This window comes from Ramlibacter sp. MMS24-I3-19, assembly GCF_050320135.1.
Classification (GTDB): Bacteria; Pseudomonadota; Gammaproteobacteria; order Burkholderiales; family Burkholderiaceae_C; genus Ramlibacter.
The window spans coordinates 4,304,942-4,329,851 of sequence record NZ_CP190017.1; the positions used below are offsets into that span (position 1 = coordinate 4,304,942).

At 71.0% G+C, this 24,910-nt stretch carries 19 protein-coding genes and 1 pseudogene; 14 read left to right on the plus strand and 6 right to left on the minus strand.

What is annotated here, in order from left to right; translation table 11 throughout:
* Positions 1-452: 452 nt before the first annotated feature.
* On the minus strand, positions 453-2,258 hold the full coding sequence (locus ACPWT1_RS21335; RefSeq protein ID WP_427913133.1) for a DUF885 domain-containing protein: 1,806 nt from the start codon (positions 2,256-2,258) through the stop codon (positions 453-455).
* Positions 2,259-2,445: 187 nt separating this feature from the next.
* Here ACPWT1_RS21335 and ACPWT1_RS21340 point away from each other — a divergent pair, with 187 nt between their 5' ends.
* The 4 genes from ACPWT1_RS21340 (at position 2,446) to ACPWT1_RS21355 (ending at position 7,815) form a co-directional block, all read left to right on the plus strand.
* A complete protein-coding gene (locus ACPWT1_RS21340; protein WP_427913134.1) occupies positions 2,446-3,696 on the plus strand; it encodes a hypothetical protein in 1,251 nt (416 codons plus the stop codon).
* A 123-nt stretch (positions 3,697-3,819) separates the two neighbouring features.
* Positions 3,820-4,806 (plus strand): CsgG/HfaB family protein, encoded by a 987-nt coding sequence (locus ACPWT1_RS21345; protein ID WP_427913135.1) that lies wholly within the window; start codon positions 3,820-3,822, stop codon positions 4,804-4,806.
* A 97-nt stretch (positions 4,807-4,903) separates the two neighbouring features.
* Complete coding sequence (locus ACPWT1_RS21350; RefSeq protein WP_427913136.1) at positions 4,904-7,093, plus strand: CHASE domain-containing protein; 2,190 nt, start codon at positions 4,904-4,906, stop codon at positions 7,091-7,093.
* Positions 7,090-7,815: a response regulator gene (locus tag ACPWT1_RS21355; RefSeq protein ID WP_427913137.1), complete on the plus strand. Its 726-nt coding sequence runs from the start codon at positions 7,090-7,092 to the stop codon at positions 7,813-7,815. Before ACPWT1_RS21350 ends, ACPWT1_RS21355 begins: the two co-directional genes overlap by 4 nt.
* A gap of 31 nt (positions 7,816-7,846) precedes the next feature.
* Here the strand turns inward: ACPWT1_RS21355 and ACPWT1_RS21360 are convergent, their stop codons facing one another.
* A complete protein-coding gene (locus ACPWT1_RS21360; RefSeq protein WP_427913138.1) occupies positions 7,847-9,205 on the minus strand; it encodes a hypothetical protein in 1,359 nt (452 codons plus the stop codon).
* Between ACPWT1_RS21360 and ACPWT1_RS21365 the strand changes: the two genes are divergently transcribed.
* The 4 genes from ACPWT1_RS21365 (at position 9,198) to ACPWT1_RS21380 (ending at position 11,331) form a co-directional block, all read left to right on the plus strand.
* Positions 9,198-9,704 (plus strand): hypothetical protein, encoded by a 507-nt coding sequence (locus ACPWT1_RS21365; protein ID WP_427913139.1) that lies wholly within the window; start codon positions 9,198-9,200, stop codon positions 9,702-9,704. The genes ACPWT1_RS21360 and ACPWT1_RS21365 overlap by 8 nt on opposite strands.
* Before the next feature lie 184 nt (positions 9,705-9,888).
* Positions 9,889-10,584, plus strand: coding sequence for a pseudouridine synthase (locus ACPWT1_RS21370; RefSeq protein WP_427913140.1), 696 nt, complete (start codon positions 9,889-9,891; stop codon positions 10,582-10,584).
* 31 nt (positions 10,585-10,615) lie between these two features.
* Positions 10,616-10,993: a hypothetical protein gene (locus ACPWT1_RS21375; RefSeq protein WP_427913141.1), complete on the plus strand. Its 378-nt coding sequence runs from the start codon at positions 10,616-10,618 to the stop codon at positions 10,991-10,993.
* A gap of 8 nt (positions 10,994-11,001) precedes the next feature.
* Positions 11,002-11,331 carry a hypothetical protein gene (locus ACPWT1_RS21380; RefSeq protein WP_427913142.1) on the plus strand — a complete coding sequence of 110 codons (330 nt, stop codon included), beginning with the start codon at positions 11,002-11,004 and terminating at the stop codon, positions 11,329-11,331.
* Here ACPWT1_RS21380 and ACPWT1_RS21385 read toward each other — a convergent pair.
* The 3 genes from ACPWT1_RS21385 to ACPWT1_RS21395 form a co-directional block, all read right to left on the minus strand.
* Positions 11,313-11,546, minus strand: coding sequence for a hypothetical protein (locus ACPWT1_RS21385; RefSeq protein WP_427913143.1), 234 nt, complete (start codon positions 11,544-11,546; stop codon positions 11,313-11,315). The two genes, ACPWT1_RS21380 and ACPWT1_RS21385, sit on opposite strands and share 19 nt — an antisense overlap.
* Before the next feature lie 5 nt (positions 11,547-11,551).
* On the minus strand, positions 11,552-11,902 hold the full coding sequence (locus tag ACPWT1_RS21390; protein ID WP_427913144.1) for a DUF4148 domain-containing protein: 351 nt from the start codon (positions 11,900-11,902) through the stop codon (positions 11,552-11,554).
* Between the two features lie 126 nt (positions 11,903-12,028).
* Positions 12,029-12,736 carry a Crp/Fnr family transcriptional regulator gene (locus ACPWT1_RS21395; protein ID WP_427913145.1) on the minus strand — a complete coding sequence of 236 codons (708 nt, stop codon included), beginning with the start codon at positions 12,734-12,736 and terminating at the stop codon, positions 12,029-12,031.
* A 243-nt stretch (positions 12,737-12,979) separates the two neighbouring features.
* Here ACPWT1_RS21395 and ACPWT1_RS21400 point away from each other — a divergent pair, with 243 nt between their 5' ends.
* Together ACPWT1_RS21400 and ACPWT1_RS21405 are read left to right on the plus strand one after the other, a co-directional pair.
* Positions 12,980-17,134: an ATP-binding protein gene (locus tag ACPWT1_RS21400; RefSeq protein WP_427913146.1), complete on the plus strand. Its 4,155-nt coding sequence runs from the start codon at positions 12,980-12,982 to the stop codon at positions 17,132-17,134.
* Between the two features lie 29 nt (positions 17,135-17,163).
* Complete coding sequence (locus ACPWT1_RS21405; RefSeq protein ID WP_427913147.1) at positions 17,164-18,924, plus strand: hypothetical protein; 1,761 nt, start codon at positions 17,164-17,166, stop codon at positions 18,922-18,924.
* Between the two features lie 58 nt (positions 18,925-18,982).
* On the opposite strand, the gene ACPWT1_RS21410 is transcribed toward ACPWT1_RS21405, so the two are convergent.
* Positions 18,983-19,111: a hypothetical protein gene (locus ACPWT1_RS21410; RefSeq protein WP_427913148.1), complete on the minus strand. Its 129-nt coding sequence runs from the start codon at positions 19,109-19,111 to the stop codon at positions 18,983-18,985.
* Between the two features lie 72 nt (positions 19,112-19,183).
* On the opposite strand from ACPWT1_RS21410, the gene ACPWT1_RS21415 reads away from it, so the two are divergent.
* The 4 genes and pseudogenes from ACPWT1_RS21415 to ACPWT1_RS21430 all read left to right on the plus strand — a co-directional run bounded on the left by ACPWT1_RS21415 (position 19,184) and on the right by ACPWT1_RS21430 (position 24,909).
* Positions 19,184-22,309, plus strand: coding sequence for a hypothetical protein (locus tag ACPWT1_RS21415; protein ID WP_427913149.1), 3,126 nt, complete (start codon positions 19,184-19,186; stop codon positions 22,307-22,309).
* 19 nt (positions 22,310-22,328) lie between these two features.
* Positions 22,329-22,852: pseudogene (locus tag ACPWT1_RS21420) on the plus strand (ureidoglycolate lyase).
* 185 nt (positions 22,853-23,037) lie between these two features.
* A complete protein-coding gene (locus tag ACPWT1_RS21425) occupies positions 23,038-23,550 on the plus strand; it encodes a hypothetical protein (protein ID WP_427913150.1) in 513 nt (170 codons plus the stop codon).
* A gap of 3 nt (positions 23,551-23,553) precedes the next feature.
* Positions 23,554-24,909, plus strand: a complete 1,356-nt coding sequence (locus ACPWT1_RS21430) for a c-type cytochrome (RefSeq protein WP_427913151.1) — start codon at positions 23,554-23,556, stop codon at positions 24,907-24,909.
* The last annotated feature ends 1 nt before the right edge of the window (position 24,910 follow it).

Here is a 24,910-nt window from a genome sequence, read left to right on the forward strand (position 1 = left end):
ATGCCGAAGGTGCGGGAGCGGGTGTCGCAGGCCCGGATGCCGAAGGTGCCGGTGTGGGTGCCGCAGGACCGGACGTCGACGGTGCGGGTGCGGGTGCCACAGGCCCGGATGCTGACGGTGCTGGTCCGGGCGCCACAGGCCCGGATGCCGAAGGTGCGGGAGCGGGCGCGGCCGGTCCTGATGCCGACGGTGCGTCGCTGGGCGCGGTCGCGACCGGCGTGGGCGCGGGCGTGTCGCCGCCTCCTCCGCCGCCGCAGGCCGCCAGCGCCAGCGCGCTGAACTGAACGAGAACCGAGAGCCGTCGAACGCGGGTGATCGCACGCATGGGTTGTCTCCAGTGATCGGGTCTGCGGGTTCTACGACTCGCACTCCGGCCCAGCAGTGACAAACCTTGAAGAGTTGTTTGCGTCGGTGAGTTCGTGGCGAACGGCCCACGGCCGCGCAGGCCTGCCTCAGCGTTGGCTGGCGATCCACGCGTCGATGCGCGCCTCCAGCATCTGCAGCGGCATCACGCCCTCGCCGAGCACCTGCGTGTGGAAGGCGCGGATGTCGAAGCGCGATCCCAGTGCCGCGCGGGCGCGCTCGCGCAACTCGAGGATCTTCAACTCGCCGACCTTGTACGACAGCGCCTGGCCCGGCCAGGCCATGTAGCGCTCGATCGCACGGCGCGCCGAATCCTCGTCGCGGCCTTCCTGCTCGCGCACGTACGCGATCGCCTTCTCGCGCGGCCAGCCCTTGTCATGCAGGCCCGTGTCCACCACCAGCCGCACGGCGCGGTGAAGTTCCATCAACAGCCGGCCGAGGTATTGCGCGGGATCGTCGTACAGGCCCATGTCGCTGCCCAGGCCTTCTGCATAGAGCGCCCAGCCTTCGCCATGCGCGTCGTACCAGCCGGTGCGGCGGAAGCGCGGCAGCGGCAGTTCCTGCTGCAGCGCGATGTGGTAGTGGTGGCCGGGCTGCCCCTCGTGCAGGAACAGCGCGGTCATGCGCATGGCGTTGTACTGCGCCGGGTCGGTCACCACCGTGTAGAACACGCCGGGCCGCGAGCCGTCGGGCGCCGGCGGCACGTAGTGGTCGGACGCCGTGTCGCGCCGGATCGGTTCCACCGCGCGGATGTCGAGGCCCGCCTTCGGCGCGCGCTCGAACAGCAGCGGCAGTTTCGCCTTCACCCGCTCGTTGATCTTGCGGTACGCCTCGATCACCTCGGCCTCGCTGCGGAACGGGTTCTGCTCGGGCGCTTTGTCCATGCGCACCAGGAAGGCATCGAGCGGACCGTCGTCGCCCAGGCGCTTCTGCACGCGCACCATCTCGCCGCGGATGCGGTCCACCTCGCGCAGGCCCAGCGCGTGGATCGCTGCGGGCTCCATCGACGTCGTGGTACTCGATCGCACCTGCAGGCGATACCAGCCATCGCCGCCGGGCAACGCGCCGAAGCCGGAGCTGGTGCGCGCGGCGGGCAGGTAGCGCTCGCGCATGTAAACGTGCAACCGGTGCACGGCGGGCGCGACGTTGCGCGTGACGACGGCGCGGTAGGCAGCACCCAGGCGCGCGCGATCCGCCGACGGCACCGTGTCCGGGAACCTGCGAATGCCGGCGAGGTACGGGCTCTGCTCGACGTCGGCGGTGTCCACCATCTGCAGCTGCGGCAGCGTGCGTTCCACGAGCACGCGCGGCAGCGTGATGCCCTTCGCGATGCCTTCGTCCATGTTGCGCATCGCCTGCTCGATCCATCCCGGCAGGCCTTCCAGCCGCCGCAGGAAATGGTCGTAGTTAGCCGTGGTCTTCATCGGCTGCGCGCCGGTGCCGCCGGCCCACTGCGCGAACTTCACCGGCAGGCTGTCGGCATGGCCGACTGGCATCAGGTGCCAGGGCACCGCCATGGTGTCGAGCCGGTCCTGCGCTTCGTACGCCAGGAGGTCCCACGTGGTGCGATCGGCCGGGGACAGCGACGTCGCATCGATTCGCCGCAGCTGCGCGAGGATGCTGCGATAGAAGCGCTCCTGCCGCCGGCGGTGCGCCGGCGCGATGTCGATCTCGAACGCGGCCTCGTAGGCCGGATCGCCGGCGGCCTCGGTGGCATCGACCGGGAACAGCGCCCACTTGCCGCGGTAGTAGGTCTCCGCCAATGCAGCGAGCGCGGCCGATCCGGCCTTCGCGCTGGAAGCCGGTGCGTTGGCCCACGCCGGAATCACGGAAGCGAGCACGGTGGTGGCTGCGAGGCGATGCACGCCGCGGCGGGTGAGCGCGAGTGGGTTCATGGCGCGCGATGCTACCGGCAGAGCGGACAAAGCAAACCGAAAGTTCCGCGCACTCAGGCTGCAGTCAGCGGGGCGTGACTGTTCGCAACCCGGCGTCCCGGGAGAAACCCGCGCAGAGGTGCAGTGTTTGCGGACCCACTCCTACGATGGTCGTGCCCGGCTTGGGCGAAGCAACAAGGAGAGGTCGATGAAACACCATCTGGGTCTGCTCGCAATCACGGCTGCGGCCGCACTGCTCTATGCATGCGGAGGCGGTGGCGGGACTCCCGTCAGCGCGAGGGCCACCGGCGCGCAGCTGCTTGCCACCACCCCGGTCCAGGGCGTGGGCGCCGGCACCAACTTCGGCTTCGACATCGGCCTCGTGTCAGGCAACCGCTACTACGTGACGGACCGCAACAACGCCGCCGTCGACGTCTTCGACACGGGCAACAGCCGGCAGGTCGCGCAGATCAAGGGCACCGGCGCGCTGGCCTTCGCGGGCACGGCGAAGACGGCCACCGGCGCCACGGACAACTCGCGGTCCGGTCCCAACGGCATCGACCTCGTGGGCAACCTGCTGTACGTCGGCGATGTCGACTCGGTGAAGGTCGTCGACCCTGCCGCGCAGCAGGTGGTCAAGTCGATCTCCATCCCGGCCGGCGGCCACCGCAACGACGAGTCGTGCGTGGACAGCGCGCACCACCTGTACATGATTGCCGCGCCGGAGGCCGACGTGCCCTTCGTCACGCTGATCGACACCAACACGCAGACCGTGGTGGCGCAGGTGGCCTTCACCGACAGCAGCGGCGCCCCTTCCGCCGGGCTCGAAGCGTGCGCGTACGACCCGACGACGGACGCCTTCTACATCAACAACGACGGCACCACCGCCAACCCGCACGGCGAACTCGACGTGCTGCCGGGCCCCGCCATCCGCGCCATCGCGGCCGGCGGCTCGGTGAACTACACCACGCTGGCCGGCTTGCGCACCTACAACGAAGGCAACTGCGATCCCACCGGCCTGGCGCTTGGCCCCGGCACCGACATCGCGGTCGGATGCCGCGAGGGAACGACGGGCGCGCCGCTGCTGGTGCAGATCATGGACAGGACCAACGGCGCCCTCCTGGCCAGCCTCAACGCCGGCGGCGGCGACCAGATGCAGTACGACCAGGGCAACAACCGCTACTACGTGGCCGCGAGCCGCTGGACGGCGTCGGGCACGGCCGCCGCGGGCGGCAACTGCAGCGCCGCCTCTCCGTGCACGCCCGTGCTGGCGGTGATCGACGCGGCGCAGCGCACGCTGGTCGCCCAGGTCCGCACCGGGAACAACGCGCACTCGATCGCCGTCGATCCGGCCACCGGCAAGGCGTTCCTGCCGGTCTCGTCGGCGACGTCGCCGGCCGGATGCAGCACCTGCGCCACCGAAGAGCCTGCGGAGCTGATGACGTTCGCGACGCGGTAGCGGGCAACCCAGCCGGTCCTCCGGCTGGGTTCATCTGGCCGCGACACCTCCCAATGGATGCTGACAGAGGGGCAGGCAACCGCAACAATTTGCCTCCCCTTCTTCACTTCGCAGGAGTCGAACATGCCACGCACGTCCAGAACCTTCCTGGCCATCGGCGCAGCGGCCGCGGTGTCGCTGGTCCAGGCCCAGACGCTGGGCGGCGGTGGCGGTCCGGCCGGCGACCCCGGCCAGGTGGAGCGATGCGACGCGCCCAAGGGCACGCTCGCCGTCGTCGAGCCGCAGGGCCAGGTGCTGCACGCGTTGCAGTCGGTGGGACTGGGTTCGCCCACCAGCATGATCCGCCTCATCATCCAGCAGTCCAACTGCTTCCAGGTCGTGGAGCGTGGCACGGGCATGCGCACCCTGATGCAGGAAAGGCAGCTGGCGGCCGGCGGCGAGCTGCAGTCGGGGCAGAACCTCGGCAAGGGACAGATGGTGGCCGCGGACTTCGTGGTGACGCCCTCGGTGGTGTTCTCCAACCAGAACGCCGGCGGCGCCGGCGGCGCACTCGGCGGCCTGCTGGGTGGCCGCGCGGCCGCCATCGGCGCGATCGCCGGCGGCCTCAAGTTCAAGGAAGCGCAGACGTCGATGCTGGTGGCCGACACCCGCTCGGGCATGCAGGTGGCGGCGGCCGAAGGCAGCGCGCAGAAGACCGACTTCAACCTCGGTGGCGCGCTGTTCGGCGGCGGCGCGGCCGGTGCGCTGGGCGGCTACACGAACACCGTGGAAGGCAAGATCGTCGCCGCCTCGTTCCTGGACAACTGGAACAAGATCGTCCTCTCGATCCGCAACAACCCGTCGCTGATCCAGGCCAGGGGCAGCGCGGCATCGCAGGCCAACGCAGCCGGCAGCGTGAAGTCCGGCTTCGCCGGCAACGCCGGTGACGTCTACGTCCCGAAGATCGCGGGCGTGAAGGTGTTTCGCGGCGTCAACGAAGACGGCCAGCTGGCGGTGCTGGGGCGCAGCGACGAGGTGGTCTTCGAAGGCGAGGAACAGAACGGCTTCATGAAGGTCGCCACGCCGAACGGCAGCGGCTGGGTGAAGGCCATCATGATGCGCAAGCGCTGACGCCGCGGCGCAACGCGAGGCTCGCCGACGTCGCGGGTGTCGCGGCACGGGCCCTCCACGCCGCAGTGCGCGACGGCGAATCCCCGACAATGCGCGGGTGAAGTTTCGCCCCCGAGCCCCGGATTTCAAGGGACTGAAGCACCTGGACCTGGGGCTGGTGCCGCTGGCGGTGCTGCTGCTCGGGGTCCTGCTCACCGCAGGCGCCATCTGGGGCTGGATGTCGGCCCTCGATGCGCAGGAGCGCGGCCGGTTCACGCGCGAGGCGGAAACGCTGCAATCGCTGATCGACCGGCACATGACGCAGGTGGCGAACAGCCTCGGCGACATCGCGGCCATGCACGCGGTGACCGGCCGGCTCGACGCCAGTGACCTGCGCCTGTACTGGGCCCGGCGGGGGCTGGGCGGCGACGATTCGGGCCTGCGCGGATTCGGGGTCATCGAGCATCTGCGCCGCGACCAGGTCGCGGCCTTCGAGGCCAGCCAGCGCCGGGCCGGCGTTCCGGCCTTCGCGGTTCGCGCCAGGGCGAACGATGCCCCCGACCTGTTCGTGGTGCGCAGCCTCGAGCCTTCCGCGCAGAACAACGGCGCCCTCGGCTTCGACGTCGGCTCGATCCCTGCCGCGCGTGCGGCGCTGGAGCATGCCGTCGACACCGGCGAGGCCACCTTCACCGAGCCCCTCACCCTGCTGCAGGACGAGCGCAAGGGGCTGGGCATGGTGCTGTACCTGCCGATCTACCGGGGCTCCCCGCGCACGGCGCAGGACAGGCGCAATGCGCTGGAACTGGTCGTCTTCGCGCCCATCGTCGCGCGCGAGATGCTGGGAAGCGCGGTGAACCAGCTGGGCGTCGACCTGAACGTCTGGCTCTATGACGAAACCGATGGCGGACGGCAGCTGGTCCACTCCCAGCTGCTCGGCGGCGCCTGGACCTACCTGAGTTCGCGGCCGATCGTGGCCGGCGGGCGCGCCTACATCGTGGACGTCGCGGCCGGCCCGCGCCTGCGGCCCGTGGTGGACAGCCTCGTCCCCTGGGCCATGGCGATCCTCGGCCTGGGCCTCACGCTGGCGCTGGCGCTGCTGACGCGGCTGGTCGATCGCGGACGGACCAAGGCCCTGGTGCAGGTCGACTCGCGCGAGCAGTTCCTGCGCACCATCACCGACCACATGCCGGCGCGCATCTCCTACTGGGACCGGGAGGGGCGATGCCTGTTCGCCAACCTGCGGTTCCGGGAGGTGTTCGGGATCCACGACCTGGAGCTGTCGTCCATCCAGGCCGCGCTGGCCGGCCGGCTGGACGAATCCAGCCAGCATGAACAGCTGGTGCTCCAGGGCATGCCGCAGCAGTTCGAGCAGGACCTGGTCGAGGCCAGCGGTCGCCGCTCGACCTGGCAGGTCCACTACATCCCCGACTTCGCCGGTGACGTGGTGCAGGGCTACTTCGCCCTCGCCACCGAAGTCACCGAGCTCAAGAAGGCGCGCGACCTCGCACTGCGGGCGAGCAATGCCAAGACGCAGTTCCTGGCCACCATGAGCCACGAGATCCGCACCCCGATGACCGGCGTGCTGGGCATGGTGGACCTGCTGGAGCAGGAGGACCTGCCGCCGCACGTGCGCAAGTTCGTCGACTCGATCCGCGTGTCGGGACGGCACCTCCTGCACATCATCAACGACATCCTCGACTTCTCGCGCCTGCAGTCGGGCCGGCTGCAGCTGGAGGAGGTGACGTTCTCGATGCCCGACGTGATCGAGCAGGTGCGCTCGATCGTGGCCCCGCTCGCCTCCGAGCGGCAGCTGGCGTTCTCCTGCGACATCGACCCCGCGGTCCCGCAGCACCTGCGCGGCGATCCCACGCGGCTGCGGCAGGTGCTGCTGAACATCGTCGGCAACGCGGTCAAGTTCACCGAGCGCGGCTCCGTCTCCACCTCCGTCGCCGCCGTCGCTGCGCCCGACGCGCAGGGTTCGGCGCGCCTGCGATTCCAGGTGCAGGACACCGGCATCGGCATCGCGCCGGAGTACCTGCGCCACGTGTTCGAGGCCTTCGACCAGGCCGACAACTCCATCGCGCGCCGCTATGGCGGCTCGGGCCTGGGGCTGGCCATCAGCCAGCAGCTCGTGCGCGCCATGGAGGGAGAGATCACGGTCGAGAGCCAGCCCGGACAGGGCAGCAGGTTCTGGTTCGAGATCCCGTTCCAGGTGGCGCAGGCGCCGGAAACCAGCAAGGCCTCGGCCGCCGATGCAGCCCTGCCCCCGGCCCGCTGGCCCTGCTGGTGGTCGAGGACGTGGAAGTGAACCGCGAGATCCTGGGCATCGCGCTTCGCCGTGCGGGCCATTCGGTGGAGTTCGCGCACAACGGCCAGGAGGCGATCGAGCGTGTGCGAGGCCGGCGTTTCGACGTGGTGCTGATGGACGTGCAGATGCCGGTGATGGATGGCGTGCAGGCCACGCGGCGCATCCGCAGCCTTGGCGGCGAGTTCGCGAGCCTGCCCATCCTCGGACTGACCGCGAGCGTGATGGCGCACGAGCGCGAAAGCTATCTGGCCGCGGGCATGGATGCCTGCCTGCGCAAGCCGATCGTGTGGGATGAACTCTGGTCCGCGCTGGGCCGGTTCGCCGGGGCGCGCCCGTCACCGCCATCGGCGGGCACGGCCAACACGGATGCCACCGAGCCGGTGCTCGTCGACGGCGTTGCGATCGACAAGCTGCGCAAGCTGGCGGGGTCGCCGGCCCTGGCCCGGATGCTGGCGTCCACGCTGGAGACCGCGCAGCAGTGTTGCGAGGGCCTGCAGCGGCAGGACGAGCCCGCCGATGTCGTGGCCCAGGCCCACAGGCTCAAGGGAACGGCCGGCACGTTCGGCCTCGATCGGCTGTCCGCGCTGGCGCGGCGGATCGAGGCGCTGGCCGCCGCGCACGAGGACTTCGGCCCGTCGGTGGAGGCCCTGCGGCGCACGTTGCAGGACACCCGCCTGGAGTTGCAGCGGCTGGCGCTGATCGCGGCCGAACCAGCGGGGTGAGTGGCCGCGGGAGCGGCCACTGTCCGCTGGCTCAGCGGATCTCGATCGGTCCCGACGAGGAACGGACCTTCCATGTATCAGAGCCGACGTATTCCAGGTCGACGAACGAACCCTGCCCGCCCACGAGGGAGCCGACGCCGTAGGTGGTCCGGTTGCCCAGCGACGTGTACAGCTGGCCCGTGGTCATCGTGAACGTGCCTGCGGCAACGGCCATGAAGTTCGCATCGGAGGACATGGCCACCGCGCGCCAGTTGGTGTCCGTGCCGGGCATGGTCGCGGGCGAGAAGGTCGCGCCGCCGTCACGCGACAACTGCACGCTGCCGTTTCCGCTCGTGCCGTTGGTCATGGTGGCAGCGATGGTGCGGCCATCGCCCGAGACCGAGACGGCGGTGTAGTCACCCGTGGGCGTCGGCGCCCTCGACCAGGTCAGCCCCTGGTCGTGCGAGACGTACAGGCCCGAGTTGAAGCGGCCCGCGACAGCGATGGTGTTGCCATCCGCCGAGAAGCCCACGCGGTACCAGCCCTCGGCGACGACGCTGCCCGCGATGGTCACGGGACGCGGCACCCAGGTGTGGGCCGCGTCGGTCGAGACGAAGACGCCCCCATCCTCGCTGACCGCGACGGTGGTGGCGCCGCCGCCCGCGTTGGCCATCGCACGCCACGGCCGCACCAGCGGAACGCTGGAGCCGACCAGGGTAGCCTGTTGCCATGGCACGTTCGCGGCGATCGTGCCCACCGTGTAGTAGATGGGACCGTTGAGCACCGCGGCCGCTCCGCCGCCGCCCAGGTTCGCGACCACGGCCTCCCATTCGCGGTTGCTGAAGTCGATCGCCGGGTCCTTGGACGAGACCGCCTGCCAGCTCGCGCCGCCGTAGCTGACATACAGACCGCCGCCATAGGCCGCCGCCAGCATCGTCTGGTTCGTGTACCCGATGGAATCGCCGCAGCAGGGCGAGTTGGCCACGGCGACCGAAACCCAGTTCAGGCCGCCCGGGGCATTGCCCGTCACCCAGGTCTGACCGCCGTCGCTCGACACCCGAAGCTGGCCGGGATTGTCCGCAGCCAGCACGATGCGACCGAGGTTGTCGGTCGCGACTGCGTGCCACATGGCCGGTGCCAGGCGCGGCGACCAGTTCACGCCAGCCGGAGCATTGCCGGCCAGCTGCGTGGTGTCGATCACGTAAGGGGCCAACGATCCCGATGCGGGCGCCCCGGCGTACCTGGTGCCGGTGAGGATCCTCCACGGCGTGGTGCCCGTTCCCCTCACGCTGACGCGATCCCCGTTGGCCGGCAACACGTTGTGCGCTCCCGGCGCGATGCTGTAGTCCTGGCTCAGCCGCAACGTGATCTGCGCGCCGCCGCTGCTGCGGACCTCGTAGTCGGTGTTCATCGCCGCCACCGTGTCGGCGGACAGCTCCACCGCGTTGCTGGCGGGCACAGGCGTGGCGGCCGGAGCCGCACTGCCGCCGGACGAAGGCGCAGGCGCGGGCGATGCACCAGGTGCGGGGGCCGGCACCGGCGAGGCAACTGGCCCGGCCGAAGGCGACGCTGCCGACCCGCTCCCGGGCGCCGGCGCCACCGGCCCGGAGGCGGCCGGCCCCGGCGCGGCGGTCGCCGGCGTCGGAGACGGTGTTGGCGCCGGTGACGGCGAGCCGGCGGCTGATGGTTGCGTCGACGGTGCTGCTGCGACCGTCTCGCCGCCACCACCACCGCCACACGCGCTCAACCACAGCGATGTGAACGCGACAAGTGCAAGCCGCTTCCTGGCCGCACTGCTGATTGTTGTTTGCATGAACCTGGTCTCCACCCCGGCGAACCACTCGCTGGGTCAGCCATGCTGTCGGTGGCATGCCAGCCTTTCCCGTCGGACTTCGACCTACGCGCCGTAGGACGAATGTGCTGTTGCGAATGGATGCCTCGCCGAAGCGTTGAGGTGCACACTTTCGAAGTCGCGGTGCAGGCGAAAAGGCTAGTCCTTCGGTGCACGACAGGCTCTCGGAACGTGACGCGCCCCGCGTCGCACGACACCAACGCGAGGGGATCGCTGCGGGTGGCTAAGCTGCCGGGTTGCTGATGACCAGTTCACCCCTCCTGAACATCCTCCACCGCGACGCCGACCTCGTGGCGATCGACAAGCCCCCGGGCCTGCTGGTGCATCCGACTGGCCTCGATGCGCACGCAGGGCAAAGCGCGCTGGAGCTGCTGCGCGACCAGCTGGGTGAACGCCTCCATCCCCTGCACCGCCTCGACAAGGGCACCAGCGGCGTGCTGCTGTTCGCGCGCACGCCGCAGGCTGCGCGACACTGGGGCCTGGCGTTCGAGGCGGCCGAAGTCCGCAAGCGCTATGTCGCGCTCGTGCGCGGCTGGCCGCAGCAGGAAGGCGAGATCGACTATGCCCTCGCCCGTGATCCCGAGCTGCCCTCGGCCGGCCAGCCACGCGTGCAGGCGGTGACGCGCTACCGCCGCCTCGCCTGCTTCGAGTGGCCCTTCAGCGTCGACGGGCGCCATCCCGCCAGTCGCTATGCGCTGATGGAGGTCGTGCCGCTCACCGGCCGGCGTCACCAGATCCGCCGGCACTTCAAGCACATCGCGCATCCGCTGGTGGGCGACACCACGCATGGCAAGGGCGCGCACAACCGCGCGGTGGCGCACTGGCTCGGCGTGCAGCGGTTGTGGCTGCATGCGTCCGCGATCGAGTTGCCAGGCGGGCTGCGCGTCGAAGCGGCGTGCGGGCCGGAGTGGAGCGGGCCGCGCTGGGCGGCCTGCTAAGCTGCCCGGTTCGACAGCCTTCACACAAGACATGACTGAGCCTGCGCCCGAGGGGGCACGACAAGCACTGGCCACCGGATCGTCCACCCTGCTGGTGGTCACCGTGGCATTCGCCGCCTGGTGGACCTTCGCCACCGATGCCGACGCCGGCCTCGTGGTGAGCCTCGCCGGCCTCGCCGTCCTGGCACTGGCCGCCGTGCCCGTGCTGGCCGCCCATGCCTCCGGATCGCTGCGTCTGGCGCGGCTCGCGTACATCGCGGGCGCGGTGCTCGCGCTCGGCGCGATCGTCGCCGGCTTCTCGCAGGCCTTCGAGGCCGATGCGCCGGAAGGCTCGAACGCCGAAGTCTCCGTGCGGCTCGATGCGCACGCCATCGTCGGCAAGGCCGCCCTGGTCCCGCATCGCGCCTGACCTGCGCGATGGACGATCCCAACCAGATCGAGGTGCCGCCGTCCTTCGTGGCGCTGTTCACCACGCCCGGCGGACACCGCCTGACCGAGCCGATGTCGCACGTGCGCGTGCGCTACGAGCTGTGCGAGGACATGGCGCAGATGCTCACCGAGCAGGCCGGCACGCTGCTGTTCAAGACCGGCGGCAGCGAACGTGACGTGCTGTCGGCGCTTCGCGTGGCGCTGTCCGGCCCCGAATCCGCACTCCAGGAGGACGAGCTGTCCTGGGTGCTGACGCGGCTGGCCGAGCTGCTCGGGTGGGAGCCGCCGGAGGCTCCTGCTCATCCCCTCCCCCGCTGAACCCACAGCCGCACGCCGACGGCCAGCATCGTCGCGACGAACGAGCAGCGCTGCCGCAGCGACTCCTCGCGGGCCATCGCCCAGTCCGTGTGCGACACGGCACTGAAGGCGAGCACCACCACGGCGGAGATCACCGCGCCCCAGCCGGCCGGCACGAGGCGGATGGCACCGGCCCGCTCCGGCAGGCGGACCGGCCCGATGGGAGCGGGCGACATGGCATTCATTCCGCGTGGGCCAGCTCGGTGCGGCGGGGCATCGGCGCATGCATGCGCGCCAGGTAGCTCGAGCCGCTGTCTTCGCCGGAGAAGGCGGCGGCCGAGTCGCGCGAGGCCATGTAGTCGGCCTTGACGCCGGACCGGCTCAGGCTGCTGCGAAAGTGCGCCACGGGGTTGTATTGGTCGGCCCACGGATTGACGCCGGCCTGGCGGAACTGGCGCAGTTCCTCCTGCACTTGCGCGCGCGAGGCGACCGAGACGAAGGGCTCGGGGTCGACGGTGATTTCGCCGGCACAGGCATATCCCGCGGCAGCGAGCACGGCCATGGTGATGGGAGCGAGGTAGGTGCGGTTCATGACGATCTCCAGTAGTGGTTGACTGCCGCCGCGCGCATCACGCGACGACGGAGTCCATGCTGGAGATCCCACGCTGTTTCCGATGTGCGCCAGCGCACCGGATCCGCGAGGTCGCAGCGCGCGGTGCTAGTGCGCCACCTGCCGGCTGGCCATGTGCTTCAGGCGGTCCAGGTCGCGCACCACCAGGGCGCCATCCTGGCGGGCGAGCACGCCGGCCTTCGCCAATGCCGACAGCTCGCGCGTGACCTGCTCGCGGTAGCTGCTCACCAGGTGTGCGAGGTCCGCATGCTTCGGCGCAGGCGCGATGCGCACCTCGTTGCCCGCCCCTCCGGCGCCCTGCGCCAGGCGAACGAGTTCGAGGCACACACGCTGCTGCACGCTCAACGTGCTCAGGTCGACGACGCGGTCGATCAGGCCGCGGGCCAGCTCCGTCAGTTGCAGCAGCACGCGCTCGTTCACCGTCCACTCCTGCTGCAGCAAGGTGCGGAAGTTCGCAGGCGACAGCGACGCCAGCAGGCCCGGGCGCAGCGCGATGACATCTGCGGAGCGCGGGCGACCATCGATCGCGGCCATCTCCCCGAACGACGTCCCTGCCTGCAGTTCGCGGAAGCTGGTCTCGCGTCCGCCCGGCGAGTAGCTCGTGACGCGCACGGCGCCCGCGACGATCATGTGCAGGTCGCGATCGCCCTGCTCGCGCGCGATCAGCGTCTGCCCCGCCTCGAAGCGGCGCCATGCGCACTGGCGCGAGATGTCGTCCAGGCGTTGCGGCGACAGGCCGCGCAGCAGCAGCACGCTTCGCAGCCCCAGGCTGGATGGTTGCGTCGGCTTGGGCATGGTGGTCCTCTCAGGGCGTCGCCACCGTCCGCACCATGGCTGAGGCAGGCGCGCGTGGCGTTCGCGCAAGTGCCGTTGTACTCCGCTGCCGATCGCAGGGATGGTCCGTCAGTGGCCCGCTGAGCTGCGATCTCGTCGATTCGCCGCACCCGCCAATCATTTCGTCGGAGTTCGCGCGTCCGGGATTGACACGCCCGCGCCACGCGCCAAGGATGCGTCCCACGGTCGACAAGCTCTCGTCCCATGGCTCCCCGCGCAACCAACACCGCGGAAGGCACGCCGATGTACCTCACGGTGCTCGCGCAGCCGGGCGGTCTGGCAGCAGCCCTCACCGATCTCGGGTCGATGGCGAGGATGGAGACGATCCCAACGGCTGAGACAGGACTCGCCGGCTTGCAGCGCGAGTGCGAAGGCCGCATCGCCGACGCCGCACTCGGACGTTCCGACGACGACACCGGCCGCCCCATCCGCGAGCTCGGCAGCCGCCTGCTGGGCCAGCTGCTGCCAGCGGGGATCGCGGCCTTGCTGCGAACTGCGGCACCCGCTCCGCTCACGCTGCAGCTCGATGCGTCGCTTGCATGGGCACCATGGGAACTGCTCTGGGACGGCGAGCAGTTCCTGGGCGAGCGATTCCCCCTCACGCGCCGCATCCTTGCCGCCGACACGGGCCTGCGTGCGGCCCGCCACGCCCCCGGCCGGGGCGCGCTGAAAGTGCTGGTGATCGCCGGCGGCAAGTCGGCGCCGCCGGCGGTGTCGCGCCTGAACGCGGGACTTCGCAGCATGGCGGGCCTGGCGGTCAGCATGGTGTCGGCGGGCGACCTGCCCCGCTCCGAACTGCTGCGCCTGATGGCCGCGAGCGACGTGGCGCATTACGTCGGCCGCGTGGACGGCAGGCCCGGCCCCGGCGCTTCGGCGCTCTGGTGGTGGGAGGGCGAGCCGCTGGACATCGGCGCCATCGCCTCGCTCGAATCGCCGCCGCGCCTGCTGCTGTCGCAGGACGAATCGCTGGCCGACGGCGCGCAGGGCGCTGCGAATCGCGCCGTCGCGATCAGCGCCTGCCGTTGCGGCCTGAACATCCTCGCGTGCGAGTCCAGCGGGCATCCGCAGGCCCACGAGTTCATGCTGCCGCTGTATGCGGCACTGGTGCGCGGCGCCACGCTGGCCGGGGCCGTGCGGTCGGCGCGCGTGGCGTTCCGGCGCGAGGCCGGCATCGCCGCGCTGGCTGCACTGCGCCCCGAGCTGTCCGGCGACGGGTCAATCGTGATCAGCGAATCCCGCACGCCGGTCGACGACAGCCTGCGGCAGCTGACGATCCTGTCGATCGACCTGGTCGGCTCGACACGCCTGATCGCCGAGCTGGGCGCCGAGGCCTACAGCGAGGTGCTGGCGCAGTACCACCGGCAATGCGCGGAGATCGTGCGCGCGCACGGCGGCACGCCCGACGATTTCCAGGGCGACGACGGTGCAATGTGCTACTTCGGCACGCCGGTGGCCCGCGAGGACGCGGCGGCGCAGGCGCTGCAGGCCAGCCTCGAGGTGGTCGACGCGGTGCGCGGGCTGGGGCTGCACGTGCGCATCGGCGTGTGCACCGGGCAGGTGGTGGTCCGCGACGGGCAGCCGGTCGGCGCCGCCATCCACCTGGCCGCGCGGCTGCAGGCGATGGCCGAGGCAGGCACGGTGCTCGTGGGCGACACGACACGGCGCATCGTCAAGGACCGCTTCCGGTTCGAGCCGCTCCCACAGGCGCTGCGGCTGAAGGGATTCGACACCGAGCAGGTGTGCCACTGGCTGGTCGGGCCCGCGCTGCCCGCTTCGGCGGCAGGCCAGGCGGCCTCCGAACTGCCGGCGCTGACGCCCTTCGTGAATCGCAACGACGAGCTGCACAAGCTGCAGGCGCACTGGGACGCAGCGCGGGCTGGGTCGCTGCGCATCGTGCGGATCCTCGGCGAGGCGGGCATCGGCAAGTCACGCCTGGTGCGCGAGTTCAGGCGCATCCTGGTGGACGCCGGCCATGCGGTGTTCGAATGCCGCTGCTCGCCCGAGCACGTGAACAGCGCCTTCCATCCGCTGATCCGGACGCTGCGCAGCGAACTGCGTTTGCGGCCCGACGAGCCCGCCGAAGGAGTGCTCGCGCGGTTGCGCGCCATGGTGTCGCGCGCCGGGCCCATCGACGAGGGCGCGATGGCCCTGCTGGCCGACCTGCTCTCGCTGCCCATGCCGGCGACGCATCCCATCCTCGACCAGGGGCCTCAGCGCCGTCGCCAGCTGACGGTGGACCTGCTCGTGCACCTGGCGCAGCTGCGCCTGCGGCAGCGGCCCGGCTGCCTGTTCATCGAGGACACGCACTGGCTCGATCCGTCGACGGCGGAGTTCCTGGACCGGCTGGCCACTGCGACGCGCGCCGAGGCGCTCCTCATCCTCGCGACGGTCCGCTCGGACGGCGAGAACCGCTGGCATCCCCGCTTCGCCGTGTACGAGACCGAACTGCAGGGCCTGTCCCCGGCGCTGGCGCGCGCGATGGTGACGGGAACCTGCGGCGACCGGCGCTTGCCGCCGGAACTGGTGCAGCTGATCGCGGCACGCACCGACGGCATCCCGCTCTTCATCGAGGAGACCGCACGCATGGCGATCGACCTGGGGGCGGACCAGGCGATGCCCAGTCCAGCCCCGATGCCGGTGCCCGCAACGGTGCTGGACCTGCTGGCCGCGCGGCTCGATCGCCTCGGCACCGCCAAGCAGGTCGCGCAGGTGGGCGGAACGATCGGCCGCGAGTTCCCGCTCGCGCTGCTGCGCGCGGTGGTGCAGCACGCGCGCTCGCCCGACATCGCCGAGGCGCTCGATGCGCAGCTGGCCGAGCTCGTGCGCGCGGGCATGCTGGTGGCCAGGGACGACGGCGATGGCGATGGCGAGCGCTACATGTTCCGGCATGCGCTGATGCGCGATGCGGCCTACGGCTCGCTGCTGGATCGCGACCGGCTGCGCCTGCACCAGGTCATCGCCAGCGTCATCGCCGAACGCTTCCCGGACCTGGCGCAGCGGCAGCCCGAGCTGCTGGCCTTCCATTACACCGAGGCCGGCATGGACGCCGAGGCCTTGCGCTTCTGGGAAGCGGCCGCGCGCAAGGCGGCCTCGCGCTCGGCCAACGCGGAAGCGATCGGCCATGCCAACCATGCGCTGGCCGTGCTGGCGCGCAACCCGGCCGGCATCGAGCGCGACCGCGCCGAACTGCGGCTGCAGCTGCTGCTGGCCGCGCGGCTGATCGCCACCCGCGGCTATGGCGCCGAACGCGTCGAGCGCGCCTACGCCCGGGCCATGGAGCTGGCGCGGGTGCTCGGCGACCAGACCGCGGCGATGCGCGTCCTGCTGGGGCTAGAGGGCTACCACTTCATGCGCGCCGATTTCGACAAGGCGCGCGCCTGCGCGCTGGAGGCAGGCGCGCGCGCCGACAGCGCCACCGCCGCCATCCAGCGCGTGCAGACGCTCTGGGCGCTGGCCAACATCCGCATGCACCAGGGCGACATGGCGCAGGCCGTCAAGGACATGGACGCGTGCCGGGCCGAGTCCACGCGCCTGGCGCACCGGCCCGAAGCGGTGCAGGACCCGGGCGTGATGTGCCTGTGCTACTCGGCCTGGTCGCTGTGGCAGCTGGGCATGCCCGACGAGGCGCGCGATCGCGTCGTCGCCGTGGTCGCGCACGCCGAGCGCATCAGGCACCAGTTCAGCATCGGCGAGGCCTACGGCTTCCACGCCGCGGTGCTGCACTTCCGCGGCGAGAACCGCGAGGCGCTGGCCTCGGCCGAGCGCGCGGTGCGCGTGTGCGAGGACCACGGCTTTGCCGTGTGGCTGGCGCATGCGCGCGTGATGCGCGGCCGCATCGCCGCCGACCTGGGCGACGTGGCCGCGGGCGGGGAGGAGATGCGGCAGGGCTTCGAGGCCTGGGCCGACTCCGGCGCGGTCGTGACCACGCCTTTCTATCTCACGATGCGCGCCGAGGGCCACGCGCTGGGCGGCCGGCCCGAGGACGGGCTCGCGCTGCTGGAACAGGCGCTGGCCATCGTGGACCGTACCGGCGAGCGCTACTACGAGGCCGAGATCCGTCGCCTGACCGGCGTGCTCACCCTGCAGAGCGCGCGGCGCGCCGGGCTGGATCGCAGCGCCGAGGCCCAGGGCTGGATGCAGCAGGCGCTCGATTGCGCACGCGCGCGCAGCCTCGGCTCGCTGGCGCTGCGCGCGGCGATGGACCTGGCCGGCCTCTGGCAGTCGCAGGGCCGCACGCAGGACGCGCAGGCGGTGCTGGCACCGGCTTGCGACGCGATCGTGGGCGGCGCGGGCACGCGCGACGTGGTGCAGGCACGGGCGCGCCTCGCCGCGCTGCGCGGGCCGGTGGGGGTGGTCTGAACGGCCGCGGGCCACAGGGAAGGACGACGATGGGACTCACCAGGCTCGACCGGATCCAGGGGGAAACGCGTCCGCTCGTGCAGAACCGGCTGCTGTTCGAGACCCTGCGCAACGACCACAAGCGGACCGTGCTGTACCGCGCGTTGGCGGACCGGGGGTTCCCGCCGCTGAGGTTCAAGAGCGTGATGCGCACCGACGGCAATGGGCCGTGGCCGAGCCAGGACGTCTTCCTGCTGTCCGCGCGCACGCATGTCGAAACGGCGCTGCAGGCCGGCAGCGTGGCGCCTTACGCGGCCCTCGACAGCGGCGGCCGTTTCCTGCTCGGGCAGGACGAGTTCGGGCAGCAACCCGCCTGCCCGCATGCGAAGCAGAGAGCGATCGCCCTCGACGCACTCAAGGTGGACCAGGCCACCATCGAGCGCTGCGTCGAAGCCGCGCTGCATCGCGCGATGGTGCTGCCGCAGAAGGGCCACACCTTCGACCTGGTCACCGACGTCGCGCGGCAGGCGGCGCTGCGGATGGTCGCGGTGGTCTTCGGCATGCCCGCGAAGTCGCACGTGCTGCTGGAACTGGCCATGCATGCGACCTACGTGCGGCTCACCTTCCAGATCATCGGCCGCCACTTCGCGCCCGACGACGGGCAGGCGCCGCCGGACTCCGAAGGTGCCAGGGACATCAAGGCGAGGCTGGAGGAGGAGGTGGACCGCGCCGTCCGCCTCGAGGACCCGCAGGAGTGGTGGGACGTGGACGTGATCGACCGCGCTGCGGCAGTGGGCCCGCGCCTGGCCAGGGTTCCCGGCGCCACCGACGAGGACACCCGCACCATGGTGCTGGGACTGATGGCGGGCACCGTGGGCAATGTCACCTCCGCGATCGCCAACACCATCGACCATTTCTTCCACGCCACGGACGAGAACGACGCGCCGCTCATCGACCGTGCGATGGACGCCGCCCGGCACGGCCACGTCGACACGCTGCGCCGCATGACGGCCGACGCGATGCGCGCGCGGCCGCCGGCGCCCTTCCTGGCGCGCACGGCCGTGGCCGAAATGCGGCTGTCCGGTGCGGCTGGCGGCGCGGAGACCGTCGTTCCCCGCGGTTCGCACCTGCTGCTGGCGATGGGTGCGGACACGCCGTCCGACCCGGCCTTCCTCTTCGGCGGCGCCGTGGGCGACCCGATGTTTCCGCACGCCTGCGTCGGCCGCCACCTCGCGCTGCCCCTGGTCCACGAGACCGTGCGCCAGGTGCTGCGCTTGCCGGGGCTGGCGCGCGACATCGACCCGGCGACCCGTCGGCCCAGGCCGCTGGCCAAGCGCTGGGGTGCGATCTGCGAGCACTTTCCGCTGCGCTACCAGCGCGACCGCCGCCTGAACCAGCAGCCGCTGTGCGTGGTGCTTCCGATCAAGGAACCGGTGGCCGAGAACGCGCAGAAGCTCGAGCTGCTGACGCGCGCCGGCGCGCCGGTCGTCGAGCAGGCGCTGATGGACGCGCAGAACGTGCACTTCGCCTGGTTCGGCCTGGTCGAGAACAGGACCCACCTGGCCATGTACACGGTCTACGACGGCGACTTCGATGCCTACGTGGAGCACTTCGCCCTGCGCGTGCCGTTGTTCGACGAGCAGTTCAAGTACCTCGAGGGCGCGCCGCGGACGCCGATCCGGCTGCACCCGAAGGAGTTCGTGGACATGATCCGCAAGTACAACCGCGCTCCCCTGGGCGGCTACTTCTACAGCGCCTATCCGCAGGTCGGCGTGGCCACGATCCTGCACGAAGGCCTGGAGCGGCAATGACCCGGCCACTGGACGACCTGGAGCTGGACACGCAGGTGCAGGGCCTCGCCCTGACGGGCTACAAGGCGATGCGCATGCGCACGGTGCTTCTCGCCGTCGCCGACGCGACCGTGCGCGCGAGTTCCTCGCCAGCCTGCTGCGTGAAGACCTGCTGTCCTTCGGCCGCGGCAGGCAGCCGGCGAGGCATGACTGCACGATCGACATCGGGTTCACCTTCGCCGGACTGCGTGCGCTCGGTGCACCCGCGCGCTGGCTCTCGGTGCTGCGGGACAGGTCGCCGGCATTCGCCGACGGTGCCTGGGTCCGTGCCGCGCGCTACCTGGGCGACGCCGGCGAGAGCGCGGCCGAGCGCTGGGACGCGGCATTCCATCCCGACCGCGCCCAGGTCTGGATCGCCCTCCACGGGCCCGATGCAGCAGCGCTCGACGCCGCGGTGACCACGCTGCGAGGGCTTCGGGGAGCGCAAGGGCTCTCCGGCTGGGACCAGCGCGACGGCCTGCCGGACGGGCAGCAGCTGCTCGACGCGAACGACGCCGCGGTCAGGCGCGTGCACTTCGGGTTCCGCGACAACCTCACCAAGCCGAGCATCCTCGATCGCCACCGCCGGCTGGTGGAACATGGCCACGACGGCGGCACGTTCATGCCGCGGCCGGGGGAGTTGCTGCTCGGCCATGCGAACAACGACGGCGCGGACCTGTGGACCAGCGAGGCCACGCCGGACGATGTCGCCGACCTCCTGCGCAACGGCAGCTTCGGCGTCCTGCGCAAGATCGAGCAGCACGTCGACCGCTTCCACAAGTACCTGGATGCAGAGGCCGCGCGCCTGCAAGCCCAGGGGCACACCTTCGCGACCCGGGAGTGGCTGAAGGCCAAGATGTGCGGCCGCTGGGCCAATGGCGCGCCGGTGCTGCCCGGCGAAACCCGGGAGCCGGTCTCCCCGAGCGCGCAGCGCATCGCGCATGTGGACTTCGAACACGATGCCGATGGCCAGGGCTGCCCGTTCGGGGCGCACATCCGCCGCGCCAATCCGCGCACCGACCCGCTCAGGCCGCCACGCAACGGCACCCTGTTCCGGCGCGGCATTCCGTATGGCGCGCCGGGTGATGGCGAGGTCGGCCTGTTCGGCCTGTTCTTCTGCGCCCGCATCGAGGACCAGTTCGAGCACCTGGTGTCGGAGTGGCTGGAGAAGAACCCGATGGGGCCGCCCAATCGCGGGCGCGCCAAGGATCCGCTCTCGGGCCAGCATGACGATCCTGACGCGCAGTTCCACATTCCGCTGCCCCACGGCAAGAGGATCACGCTGGACGGGATGCGGCCCTTCGTGCGCACGCGGGGAACGCTGTATGCGCTGTTCCCCAGCCGGACGGCCCTCGAGGCCATCGCGATCGTGAGGCAGCAAGCGGCAGCGCCACCGCTCCAGCAGAAGGCCGCTGCAAGGTCGCCTGGCGCGCAGCCGCGCGCCGACGTCGCACCCGACGCGCTCGACGCGCCGGTCGACCGCTTCTGCGACGTCGTCATGGAAGGCGGCATCACCAGCGGGATCATCTACGCGTCGGCGATCTCGGAACTGGCGGGCCGCTATCGCTTCGCGCGCATCGGCGGCAGCTCGATCGGCGCCTTCGCCGCCGCATTGGCCGCGGCTGCGGAATACCGGCGGCGGCAGGGCTCGGGCGACGGCTTCGCGCGCCTGGCCAGGTTGCCGGGCAAGCTGGCGCAAGTGGTCGACGGGCGCACCCTGCTCGAGCGCCTGTTCGTGCCGCAGCAGCGCACGCGCCGGCTGTTCCACATCTTCCTCGCGACGCTGGAACACCGCAGCGTGCTGGCGGCGGTCCTGTCGGGATTGGCCGCCGCGCTGTGGCAGTACCGCTGGCCGGTGGCAGTCACCACGCTGGCACTGGCCGCCATCGTCCTTGCGGGACCGGTGCAGACGGCGTCGCTGTGCTGGGGTGCGCAGGCCGACGCGAGTTGCGTGTGGCCACTGGTGTCCTGGACCACGGCCTTGCTGCTGACCGTGGGCGTCGGCGTCGTCGCCGCGCTGGTCGCCGGCATCGGCTGGGACTCGCGGGCACTGGTGGCCAATGGGTTCGGCCTGTGCCGGGGCTGCGACCCGAAGGCAGCGCCCGATGCGATCGACCTCGCGGGGTTCCTGCATGAGGCGATCCAGGAACTGGCCGGGCGCGATGTCGCCGGCAAGCCGCTGACCTTCAGGGACCTGTGGGATGCGCCGGGATCGGCGGCCCAGGCGCTCGGCATCACGCCGCGAGGCACGGCGCCGTCGCGGTCGATCAACCTCGAGGTGTATTCCAGCAACCTCGCCCACAACCGGCCCTACCGCTTCCCGCTGGACGAGGCAGAGGACATGGGCCGCCTGTTCTTCCGCACCGAGGAACTCGAGGACTACTTCCCGAAGGGGCTGGTGCAGTACCTGGCGACGGTCTCGTCGCCGTACGCGAGGCGCAGCGAAGACGATCCGCACGCCGACAAGGTCGGCCCGGGCTACCTGGAGTTGCCGGTCGCGGAGCTGCCGATCGTGGTGGCGGCACGGCTGGCGATGAGTTTTCCCTTGCTGATCTCGGCCGTTCCGCTGCACGCGGTGAACTACCGCACCCAGGCCATGACCCGGTGCTGGATGTCCGACGGCGGCCTGTGCTCGAACTTCCCGATCCACCTGTTCGACAGCTTCCTGCCCATGTGGCCGACGTTCGGCATCTCGCTCGGTTCGCGCGCGAACACCGACGAGATCGCGGTGGAGCTTCCCAGGTACCACACCGGCGGCCGCGCCGACACGTGGGACCTCGCGACCGGCGCCGGGCACCGGACGCCGTTCAGCTTCGTGAGCAGCGTGTGGCGCACGACCTGGCGCTGGAACGACAGCACGATGATGCGCATGCCGGGCGTGCGCGACCGCGTCGTGCGGCTGTACCTGCTGAAGGAAGAGGGCGGCGTCAACATCCGCATGCCGCCCAGACGGATCGAGCGGCTCGGATGCCGGTACGGCACTCCCGCGGCGAGGGCGTTCATCGCGAAGTTCCAGGCCCCGGATAGCCCCGGGTGGCACGAGCACCGGTGGGTGCGGCTCAACTGCCTGCTGATCTCGATGCGCGACCGCATCTGCAACTTCGGCAACGCGGTCGAACTGGATCGCCACACGATCCCGCTGAAGGACCAGCTCCAGGCCGCGCTCTCGGCGGCGCCGCTCACCAGGCCACAGCACCGATGCAAGCCGTGGCCGTCCGAAGACGCGCTGAGCACAGCGGCAGTCGACGAACTCCGCGCGCTCGTCGACGCCTTGTGCCAGCTCGAGAAAGCCTTCCTGGGCGCCGGCACGACCGAACCCTATCGCGCCATCCCGCGATCCAGCCTCCGCATGCGGCACCCCACGTGAGGTCGGGTAGAAAGGCGGCATGACCGATCCGCAGCACGCCCGCCACTGGCTCACCGTCGAATCGCTGGAGGCGCGAGCCTTTGAGCCCTTCGGCGACGTCATCGAAGCCGGCAACCACGCGCGGCGCCGCGCCATCAACGAAGGCTTCGCCGAGCGCTTCGACGCGCTCGCGCGCCTGGACACGGGCCGGCAGGGCGGCCATCCGGTGCTGAGCATCTTCCGCGCGCGCCCGCGCGCACTGCCCTTCCAGCTGCGGCTGGTCGAACGGCACCGGCTCGGAAGCCAGGCGTTCATGCCGCTGCTGGCGCAGCGCTTCCTGGTGGTCGTCGCGCCCGCGGGACCGCGCCGTCCGCAGCGCAACTGCGCTGCTTCATGGCCGGTCCGGGGCAAGGCGTGAACTACGCCGCCGGCACCTGGCACCACCCGCTGATTGCGCTCGATGCGGGCGGCGATTTCCTCGTCCTCGATCGGGGCGGTCCCGAGGCCGCCGACGACTGCGAGGAGCACTCGCTGCTGGATGCAGGGGTGTGGGTGCGCGGCTGACGCCCGACCTTTCCGGAACGCGCAGCGCACCGGCAGTCGCCAGTGCCCGCTGAGCTTGCCGCGGAGCGGAACGCGGGTGTACAAGCCAGATGCCGGCCTCGTGCACCGAGGCTTGACCCCGTGTCGATCGGGCGGTCGTGCGGGCATGCAAACGCGCGCTGTGCAACGCGCGCGAGGGAGGTCACATGGACACTCTCCTGGGTTTGCGGCAATGGAAGTGGCACGCGACGGACTGGATCGCGGCGGCGGTGTCCGGCTTCGCGGCGGGCGCGGTGCTGATGGTGCTGGACCTCGTGTGGTCCGCCTTCTTCAACCCCGCCGGGCCCTGGCGCATCTCGCACATGATCGCGCCGATCTTCCTCGGTGGGGGCGGCGCGTCGCAGGGCTATCCCTTCAGCGTCATGGTGGTCGGCATCGCGCTGGCCACGCACTACGCCGTGGGCATCCTGTTCGGGCTGGCGGTGGCGTGGATCATGTCGCACCTGGAGCTCGATGGCCTGCCAGCCACCGCGATGGCGACGGGCGCGGCGCTGGGCGTGCTGCTGTACCTGCTCAACTTCCACGTGCTCACGCGGCTGTTCTTCCCGTGGCTGGCCGACCTGCGCGGCGTCGCCACGCTGGCCGCGCACGTGGTGTTCGGCGCGGTGGCGGCCTTGCTGTACGAGAGGCTCAAGAGAATTCCTCCCGACGCGGGTTGAGCCATGGCCATTGCCATCGCCCTCATCCTGCTCGCGCTGGGCTCGGTGCTGTTCCACTTCCTGAGCCCGTGGTACTTCACGCCGATCGCGTCCAACTGGAGCGCGATCGACACCACGATCGGCATCACCTTCTGGGTGACCGGCGTCGTGTTCGTCGCCGTCGCGGGCTTCACGGCCTGGGCGGTGATCCGCTACCGCCATCGCAGCGACGCGCGCGCCGCCTACGAACCGGAGAACAAGAAGCTCGAGTGGCGGCTGCTGCTCATCACCGCGCTCGGCGTGGCCGCGATGCTGGCGCCCGGTCTCGTGGTGTGGGCGAAGTTCGTGCAGGTGCCGCAGGGCGCCGACGTCATCGAGGTCGTGGCGCAGCAGTGGAGCTGGAGCTACCGGCTGCCGGGGCGGGACGGCAAGCTGGGCACGGTCAATGCACGATTCGTGAGCGACACCAACCCCTTCGGCCTGAACCCGGACGACCCGAATGGGCGCGACGACGTGCTGGTGGCCAGCCCGGAACTGCACCTTCCGCTGGGACGGCCCGTCAAGCTGCTGCTGCGGTCCAAGGACGTGCTGCACGACTTCGCGGTGGCGCAGCTGCGGGTGAAGATGGACATGGTGCCGGGCCTGGTGTCGTACGTGTGGTTCACGCCGACGCGCACCGGCTCGTTCGACATCCTGTGCCAGGAACTGTGCGGCACCGCGCACTTCGCCATGCGCGGCAAGGTCGTCGTCGAGGATGCCGGCACCTTCCAGGCGTGGGAGAGCCGGCAGCCCACGTTCGCGCAGGCGCAGGCGCGGCCCGCCGCCGACGTCGCGGTCGGCAAGACGCTGTATGCGACGTGCGCGGCCTGCCACGGCGCGCAGGCCGAAGGCAACATCGCGACCAACGCGCCGCGGCTGAACGGGCAGGCCGCCTGGTACCTCGAGCGGCAACTGCGGCAGTTCAAGGCCGGCGTGCGCGGCGCCCACGAGAAGGACCAGTACGGAAAGCTGATGGCGCCGATGGCCGCGACGCTGGTCGACGATGCCGCGATCGCCGACGTCGCCGCCTACATCGCGGCGCTGCCGGCGGCGCCACGGCCCGCGGCCACCGTGCACGGCGATGCCGAGCGCGGGCGCAGCCACTTCGCCACCTGCGCCGCCTGCCACGGCGCCGACGCACGCGGCAACTTCGCGACCAACGCACCGCGGCTGCAGGGCGCCAGCGACTGGTACCTGGCGCGGCAGCTGCGCAACTTCAGGGACGGCGTGCGCGGTGCGCACCCGCAGGACGAGTACGGCGGGCAGATGGCGCTGATGGCCGGGATGCTCGTCGACGACGCCGAGATCGGCGACATGGTCGCCTACCTGAACACGCGTTGAG

Bases quoted from the DNA above. Each gene is read 5' to 3' on its own strand.
- ACPWT1_RS21335 (WP_427913133.1), bottom strand. From the start codon at position 2,258: ATGAACCCACTCGCGCTCACCCGCCGCGGCGTGCATCGCCTCGCAGCC.
- ACPWT1_RS21340 (WP_427913134.1), top strand. From the start codon at position 2,446: ATGAAACACCATCTGGGTCTGCTCGCAATCACGGCTGCGGCCGCACTG.
- ACPWT1_RS21345 (WP_427913135.1), top strand. From the start codon at position 3,820: ATGCCACGCACGTCCAGAACCTTCCTGGCCATCGGCGCAGCGGCCGCG.
- ACPWT1_RS21360 (WP_427913138.1), bottom strand. From the start codon at position 9,205: ATGAACACCGACTACGAGGTCCGCAGCAGCGGCGGCGCGCAGATCACG.
- ACPWT1_RS21370 (WP_427913140.1), top strand. From the start codon at position 9,889: ATGACCAGTTCACCCCTCCTGAACATCCTCCACCGCGACGCCGACCTC.
- ACPWT1_RS21375 (WP_427913141.1), top strand. From the start codon at position 10,616: ATGACTGAGCCTGCGCCCGAGGGGGCACGACAAGCACTGGCCACCGGA.
- ACPWT1_RS21380 (WP_427913142.1), top strand. From the start codon at position 11,002: ATGGACGATCCCAACCAGATCGAGGTGCCGCCGTCCTTCGTGGCGCTG.
- ACPWT1_RS21385 (WP_427913143.1), bottom strand. From the start codon at position 11,546: ATGTCGCCCGCTCCCATCGGGCCGGTCCGCCTGCCGGAGCGGGCCGGT.
- ACPWT1_RS21390 (WP_427913144.1), bottom strand. From the start codon at position 11,902: ATGAACCGCACCTACCTCGCTCCCATCACCATGGCCGTGCTCGCTGCC.
- ACPWT1_RS21395 (WP_427913145.1), bottom strand. From the start codon at position 12,736: ATGCCCAAGCCGACGCAACCATCCAGCCTGGGGCTGCGAAGCGTGCTG.
- ACPWT1_RS21400 (WP_427913146.1), top strand. From the start codon at position 12,980: ATGGCTCCCCGCGCAACCAACACCGCGGAAGGCACGCCGATGTACCTC.
- ACPWT1_RS21405 (WP_427913147.1), top strand. From the start codon at position 17,164: ATGGGACTCACCAGGCTCGACCGGATCCAGGGGGAAACGCGTCCGCTC.
- ACPWT1_RS21410 (WP_427913148.1), bottom strand. From the start codon at position 19,111: ATGCCTCGCCGGCTGCCTGCCGCGGCCGAAGGACAGCAGGTCTTCACG.
- ACPWT1_RS21425 (WP_427913150.1), top strand. From the start codon at position 23,038: ATGGACACTCTCCTGGGTTTGCGGCAATGGAAGTGGCACGCGACGGAC.
- ACPWT1_RS21430 (WP_427913151.1), top strand. From the start codon at position 23,554: ATGGCCATTGCCATCGCCCTCATCCTGCTCGCGCTGGGCTCGGTGCTG.